The following is a 6,442-nucleotide window of genomic DNA, read 5'->3' as shown; positions in this document are numbered from 1 at the left end:
GGGCGCATCCGCATCCTCCGCATCGGACTCGTGCTGTTCGGGGTGGCGTCGGTGGCGATCGCGGCGGCGCCCGATCCGCTGTTCCTCATCGTCGCGCGCGGCGGGCAGGGTGTCGCCGGCGCGCTGCTCGTGCCGTCCTCCCTCGCCCTCATCACGAGCACGTTCGACGGCAAGGCCCGAGGCCGCGCGATCGGCACCTGGACGGGCCTCACGTCGGCCGCCTTCATCATCGGCCCGCTCGTCGGAGGGGTCTTCGTCGACCTGCTGTCGTGGCGGCTCGCGTTCCTCGTCAACGTCGTGCCGATCGGCGTGACCTTCGTGCTGCTCGCGCTGCTCGGGCAGAAGGACGAGCAGCGTCCCGGCGTGCGCATCGACTACCTCGGCGCGGTGCTCTGCACGCTCGGCCTGGGAGGCCCGGTGTTCGCCCTCATCGAGCAGCCCAACCTCGGCTGGTCGCATCCCGCTATCTACCTCTCGATGGGGCTCGGCGTCCTCGCGTTCGCCGGGTTCCTCGTGCGGCAGCGGTTCGCGCCGAATCCGATCCTGCCGCTCGGGATGTTCCGGGCGCGCAACTTCTGGGCCGGCAACCTCGCCACGGCGTTCATCTACGGCGCCCTCGGGCTCACCTCGCTCGCCGTCGGCGTCTACCTGCAGGAGGGCGCGGGACTCACCGCGACCTTCGCAGGACTCGCGATGCTGCCGTCGACGGTGCTGATGATCCTGTTCTCGTCGCGCGTCGGCGCCCTGTCCGCCCGATTCGGGGCGCGGCTGTTCATGACGATCGGCCCGATCATCGCGGGCCTCGGCACCCTTCTCTACCTCCTCGTGCGGCCCGAGCCGGAGTTCAACTACTGGTGGCAGGCGCTGCCCGCCGTCGTGGTCTTCGGCATCGGGCTCACTCTCACCGTGTCGCCGCTCACGTCGGCGATCCTCGGCGCGATCGAGCACACGCGCGCGGGCACCGCGTCGGCCGTCAACAACGCCGTCGCCCGCGTCGCCGGGCTCGTGCTCACGGCGATGATCGGGATCATCGTGGGCGGGCAGCTCGACCTCGTCGGCTTCCAGCGGGCGACCGTGGTCACCGCGGCGCTGCTCATCGCGGGCGGTGTCGTGTCGTTCTTCGGTATCCGGGATGTGCGCGAGCCCGAGAAGGTCGACGAGAGATGACCTGGCTGGTCGGCAGCACGGCCGGACGTCTCGTGGCCGGGATCCTGCTCGGCGGCCTCGCCGGCTCGGTCTTCGCGGTCGTCACGATCGCGGAGTGGACCGAGGATGACTGGTGGTACCGAGAGCCGCGCATGATGCTCGCCGCCCTGATCTACTGCATCCCTATCGGTCTGGGTGGCGGGTTGGCCGCGTCGCTCGCGTCCTGGGAGGTCGAACGCCGAGGCGTCGGGTCGTCCGTCCGGGTCGCCCTGACGTCGGTCGGCATCCGGATCCTCGCGGCGGCCTTCGTCATCGTCGCGCTCTGGGCGATGCATCAGCCGACGCTCCACCCGGCGGTCGTCGTCCTCGCCGCGGTGTGGCTCATCGCCACGAGTGCGATCTCGGTAGTCGGCATCCACAAAGACAGAACTGCCATACTGACCGCGTGAGCAACCCAGGACTCTTCGGCCGCGGACGCGGCGGCGCCGAGTTGCGCGCGCCGCGCGGCGACATCCTCGGCACGTACGACACCTACCCCGAGGCGCAGGCCGTCGTCGACAAGCTCGCGAAGGGCGATTTCCCGGTCGCCGACGTGTCGATCGTCGGCAACGACCTCAAGACGATCGAGCGCGTGACCCGCAAGCTCTCGTGGAACCGTGCCGCGCTCGAGGGAGCTCTGAGCGGTGCCTGGTTCGGCACGTTCATCGGACTCGTGCTGACGCTCTTCGAGCCGACGATCAACTGGACGATCTTCGTCGCCGCGCTGCTCATCGGTGCCGTGTTCGGCATGTTCTTCCGCCTCGTCGGCTACGGCATCTCGCGGCGCTCCCGCGACTTCGACTCGCGCACGCAGGTGCTCGCGAGCAACTACCAGGTGATCGTCGGCAACGGCGAGCTCGCGAAGGCGCAGGACGTGCTCGCACGCCCCGCGCCCTCCGAGTAAGCCCCTCGGAGCAGCCCGCGGCTACCGCCGCCCGGCCTTGCGCCGGAACAGCCACGCGCCCCAGATCGCCGCGACGACGATGATGCCGAGGCTCCAGGCGAGGGCGACGGGCGCGTACGCGGCGACCTCGCCGCCCATGAGCAGTCCGCGGATCGACTCGATGAGCGGCGTGATGGGCTGGTGCTGCGCGAAGCCCTGCAGCCACTCGGGCATCGTCGCGATCGGCACGAACGCGCTCGACAGGTAGGGCAGGAACAGCAGGATGAAGCCGTAGCCGCTCGCGGCATCCGGGCTTCCGGCAGCGAGGCCGATCGCGGCGAAGAGCCCGGTGATCGCGAGGATGTAGAGCGCGACGAGCCCGAGCGCGGCGAGCCACTCGAGCGGTCCGCCGGTCGGCCGGAAGCCGACGAGCAGCCCGACCCCGACGACGATGCCGGTCGCGATGAGGTTGCGCACGAGGCTCGCGACGACGTGGCCGGTGAGCACGGCCCATCCTCGGATCGGCATCGTGCGGAACCTGTCGATGATGCCGGTCGTCATGTCCTGGTTGACGCTCACCGCGGTGCCGGCGGCGCCGAACCCCGCGCAGAGCAGGATGATGCCGGGCACGACGTAGTTCACGTAGTCGCCGCCGGGCGCGATCGCCCCGCCGAAGACGAAGACGAACATCAGCATGAGCATCACGGGCAGCGAGATGCCCATGATGAGCGACTCGACGTTGCGGAGCGAGTGCGTGAGGGCGCGGCCGACGAACACGGCCTCCTCGGTGAACGGCGGCAGCGTCCGACGGAGGCTCGGTGCGACAGCGGGCAGGGTGGCGGTGGACATCAGGCGGCCTTCCGGGTCGTGGTGAGGGCGAGGAACACGTCGTCGAGGGTGGGGGCGGGCAGGCTCAGCTCCTCGCCGACGCGCGACTTGAGCTCGGCCGCCGTGCCGAGGGCGACGATGCGTCCCCCGTCGAGGAGCGCGATCCGGTCGGCGAGCTGGTCGGCCTCTTCGAGGTACTGGGTGGTGAGCAGCACGGTGGCGCCGTCCGCGGCGAGGGTGCGGATGGCATCCCACAGCTCGCGTCGGCTGCGGGTGTCGAGTCCGGTCGTGGGCTCGTCGAGGAACACGACCGGAGGCGTGACGACCAGGCTCAGCGCGAGGTCGAGTCGGCGCCGCATTCCGCCGCTGTAGGTCGAGACGAGCTTGCGGGCGGCGTCGGCGAGGTCGAAGCGCTCGAGCAGCTCGGCCGTGCGAACACGGGTGTCGGCGCGGGAGAGTCCGGACAGCCGCGCCATCATCCGCAGGTTCTCCTCCCCGGTGAGCAGACCGTCGACGGCGGCCGACTGGCCGGTGACGCTGATGCGCCGCCGCACCTCGGCGGCGTGCGTCACGACGTCGAAGCCGTCGACGGTCGCCGTACCGCCGTCGGGCACGACGAGAGTCGTGAGGATGTTGACGAGCGTCGTCTTGCCGGCACCGTTCGGTCCGAGCAGGGCGACGATCTCGCCGGGTCGGACGTCGAGGTCGACGCCGGCGAGCACCGGATGCGTGCCGAACGCCTTGGTGAGACCGGAGATCCGGATCATGGGCTTCCTTCCGTGACTGTGTATGACGCATACTGTGTATGCCAAACACATTAATGCGTAAGGGATACACAGTTGTCAACCCCGCCGTACGATGAACCCGTGAGCGACCCCGACCTGCCCCGCGGCGTCGCCCTCGCCTGGGGCGTCGCGGCCAATCCGCAGCGCGGACCCAAGCGCGAGCTGAGCATCGAGCGCATCGTCGACGCGGCCGTCGAGATCGCAGATGCCGGCGGCCTCGGTGCCGTCTCGATGTCCGCTGTGGCGGCGTCCCTCGGCTTCACGACGATGTCGCTCTATCGCTACGTCAGCGCGAAAGACGACCTCGTGCTGCTCATGGGCGAGGCCGGGTTCGGCGTGCCGCCGGAGACCGTACGCGAGGCCGACGGCTGGCGCGAGCGGATGAGGGTGTGGTCGAGGGCGCAGGTCGACGTCTACCGGCGGCATCCCTGGCTGCTCGACATCGCCGTCGGCGGAGGGATGCCGACGACCCCCAATCAGCTCGCGTGGCTCGACGCCGGCTTGGCCGCGCTCGCGGACACCCCGCTCGATGCCGCCGAGCGGCTCTCGGTCACCCTGCTCGTGCTCTCACAGACCCGCTGGCAGGCCCTCATCGAGCGTTCGTACACCGAAGCCGCCGCCTCCGCGGGCACGACTCCCGACGGGCTCGACGAGGCCGTGGCGGCGATGATGGCCGAGCTCGTCACCCCCGAGGCCTTCCCGGACGTGGCCGTGGCGATCGCCGCCGGAGCGTTCGGGCCCGAAGGCGGCGACCCGTTCGCGTTCGGCCTCGAGCGAGTGCTCGACGGCATCCAGCACTATCTCGACGGCCGACCGGCCGACGCCGGGATGCCGCGGGCCGAGGTGCCGACCGACCCGCCCGAAGTCGAGCACGACGCGAAGGTGCGAGAAGCGGGCAGGGCTGTGCGGGAAGCCGAGAAGGCGCTGCGCGAAGCCCGCAAGCGCGAGCGGCAGGCGCGCACCGCCGCGGCGGAGAAGCTGCGCCGGTAGTTGCAGATTGCTGCCGGAGGACGGAGCAATGTGCAACTAACCCGACAAAACCCCTACCGGAGCGACGCCATCCAGGCCTCGACGGCGTCGGCGGTGCGGGGGATGTCGGCGGACAGGAGCTCGCAGCCGTCGTCGGTGACGACGACGTTGTCCTCGATGCGCACGCCGATGCCCCGGTACTCCTCGGGCACCGTGAGGTCGTCCGACTGGAAGTAGAGGCCGGGCTCGATCGTGAAGACCATGCCCGCCTCGAGCACCCCGTCCATGTAGAGCTCCCGACGGGCCTTCGCGCAGTCGTGCACGTCGAGTCCGAGGTGGTGCGACGTGCCGTGGATCATGTACCGGCGGTGCCACTGGCCGTCGGCGAGCGACTCCTCGGCGGTGCCGGGCAGCAGCCCCCACTCCGCGGTCTTCGCGGCGACGACGCGCATCGCCTCGGCATGGATCTCGCGGAACCGGATGCCCGGCCTCACGATCGCGCGCGCGGCATCCGCCGCCTCGAGCACCGCGTCGTAGACCCGACGCTGGATGTCGGTGAACCTGCCGCTCACGGGAAGGGTGCGGGTGATGTCGGCGGTGTAGAGGCTGTCGAGCTCGACGCCGGCGTCCATGAGCAGCAGATCGCCCGGCAGCACCGGCCCGTCGTTGCGCGTCCAGTGCAGGTAGCAGGCGTGCGGGCCGCTCGCGGCGATCGTGTCGTAGCCGACGGTGTTGCCGTCGATCCGCGCGCGGCGGTCGAAGGTGCCCTCGACCACGCGCTCGCCCCGCACCGCGGCGATCGCGGCGGGCAGGTCGGCGATGACTTCGTCGAAGCCGCGCTTCGTCGCCGCGACGGCGCCGCGCAACTCTTCGAGCTCGAACGGATCCTTCACGAAGCGGAGCTCGGAGAGGTCCCGCGCGAGTCCGGCGTCGCCGTCCGCTTCGACCGTCTCGGCGTCGACCGCGGCGAGCAGGCGGCGCCCGTCGACCTGGTCGGTCAGCCCGGGGTCGGCGTCGCGCACGAGGAGCGTCGACGCGTCGGTGCGCTCGAGCACCGCCTCGAGCTGCTCGAGCGGGGCGGTCGCGACGCCGAGGTCGGCGGCGACGTGGGCGAGCGGGGGGCGCGGCCCGGTCCAGAACTCGCCGACGGAGGCGTCGGCGTAGAACTCGGTCGTGTCGCGGCCGGCGGCGCCGCGGAAGTACAGCGTCGCCACGTGGCCGTCGTCGACGGGCTCGAGCACGAGCACCGAGTCGGCCACGGCATCCGACCCCCACCCCGTGAGGTAGGCGAACGCCGAGTGCGCGCGGTACGGGTGGTCGGTGTCGTTCGATCGCACGCGCGCCGGCCCGGCGGGCACGAGCAGCCGCATCCCGGGGTACTGCGACGAGATGCGGCGGCGTCGCTCGGCGGCGTACGTGGCCGCGGCCCGCGGCGACGGGGTCAGGTCGGGGTGCTCGGCCCAGCTGCCGGAGATGTACGAGCGGAACGCGTCGTCGCTCGGGAGGGTCGAGCGGCCGGAGCTGCTGAGGGAGGGGCTGGGAGTCGGAGCGGGCTGATCGGCCATGCCTCCATTCTCATCCCGCGGGGCGCAACTGCGCGACGACCGGGCGGTGGTCGCTGCCCGCCGCATCGAGCGACGCGATGACACGGAAGCCGACGAACTCCCAGTTCGCGGTCGCCATGACGTGATCGATCGGCGCCCCGAGCAGGGTCGGCAGCAGCACGGGCCAGGTGCCGACCGCCGCGTTGCCGGTCAGACGGGCGCCGTCGCGGCAGCCGCCGAGCCCGCCG

Annotated in this window: 7 protein-coding genes and 1 pseudogene; 4 read left to right on the top strand and 4 right to left on the bottom strand. The window is 71.3% G+C overall.

Annotation, left to right across the window (positions count from 1 at the left end; translation table 11 throughout):
- The 3 genes from ACO1X9_RS01910 to ACO1X9_RS01900 form a co-directional block, all read left to right on the top strand.
- On the top strand, positions 1–1,167 hold a 1,167-nt coding region (locus tag ACO1X9_RS01910), incomplete at its 5' end, for an MFS transporter (RefSeq protein ID WP_486349141.1).
- Positions 1,164–1,595 (top strand): hypothetical protein, encoded by a 432-nt coding sequence (locus tag ACO1X9_RS01905; protein ID WP_486349140.1) that lies wholly within the window; start codon positions 1,164–1,166, stop codon positions 1,593–1,595. The genes ACO1X9_RS01910 and ACO1X9_RS01905, both read left to right, overlap by 4 nt.
- Positions 1,592–2,089 carry a YflT domain-containing protein gene (locus tag ACO1X9_RS01900; RefSeq protein ID WP_486349139.1) on the top strand — a complete coding sequence of 166 codons (498 nt, stop codon included), beginning with the start codon at positions 1,592–1,594 and terminating at the stop codon, positions 2,087–2,089. Before ACO1X9_RS01905 ends, ACO1X9_RS01900 begins: the two co-directional genes overlap by 4 nt.
- Before the next feature lie 21 nt (positions 2,090–2,110).
- On the opposite strand, the gene ACO1X9_RS01895 is transcribed toward ACO1X9_RS01900, so the two are convergent.
- Together ACO1X9_RS01895 and ACO1X9_RS01890 are read right to left on the bottom strand one after the other, a co-directional pair.
- Positions 2,111–2,917: an ABC transporter permease gene (locus ACO1X9_RS01895; RefSeq protein ID WP_486349138.1), complete on the bottom strand. Its 807-nt coding sequence runs from the start codon at positions 2,915–2,917 to the stop codon at positions 2,111–2,113.
- On the bottom strand, positions 2,917–3,663 hold the full coding sequence (locus tag ACO1X9_RS01890; RefSeq protein ID WP_486349137.1) for an ABC transporter ATP-binding protein: 747 nt from the start codon (positions 3,661–3,663) through the stop codon (positions 2,917–2,919). The genes ACO1X9_RS01895 and ACO1X9_RS01890 overlap by 1 nt, the downstream gene beginning before the upstream one ends.
- Positions 3,664–3,762: 99 nt before the next feature.
- On the opposite strand from ACO1X9_RS01890, the gene ACO1X9_RS01885 reads away from it, so the two are divergent.
- Complete coding sequence (locus ACO1X9_RS01885; RefSeq protein WP_486349136.1) at positions 3,763–4,671, top strand: TetR/AcrR family transcriptional regulator; 909 nt, start codon at positions 3,763–3,765, stop codon at positions 4,669–4,671.
- Positions 4,672–4,724: 53 nt separating this feature from the next.
- Here the strand turns inward: ACO1X9_RS01885 and ACO1X9_RS01880 are convergent, their stop codons facing one another.
- Both ACO1X9_RS01880 and ACO1X9_RS01875 read right to left on the bottom strand, forming a co-directional pair.
- The gene (locus tag ACO1X9_RS01880) at positions 4,725–6,215 is read right to left on the bottom strand and encodes an aminopeptidase P family protein (RefSeq protein WP_486349135.1); all 1,491 of its coding nucleotides are present in this window, start codon (positions 6,213–6,215) and stop codon (positions 4,725–4,727) included.
- Between the two features lie 10 nt (positions 6,216–6,225).
- Positions 6,226–6,442 (bottom strand): annotated as a pseudogene (locus tag ACO1X9_RS01875) (endonuclease/exonuclease/phosphatase family protein); the annotation flags it as partial.

Source organism: Pseudolysinimonas sp. (genome assembly GCF_057350545.1).
This window is presented reverse-complemented; position numbering and strand designations above follow the sequence as displayed.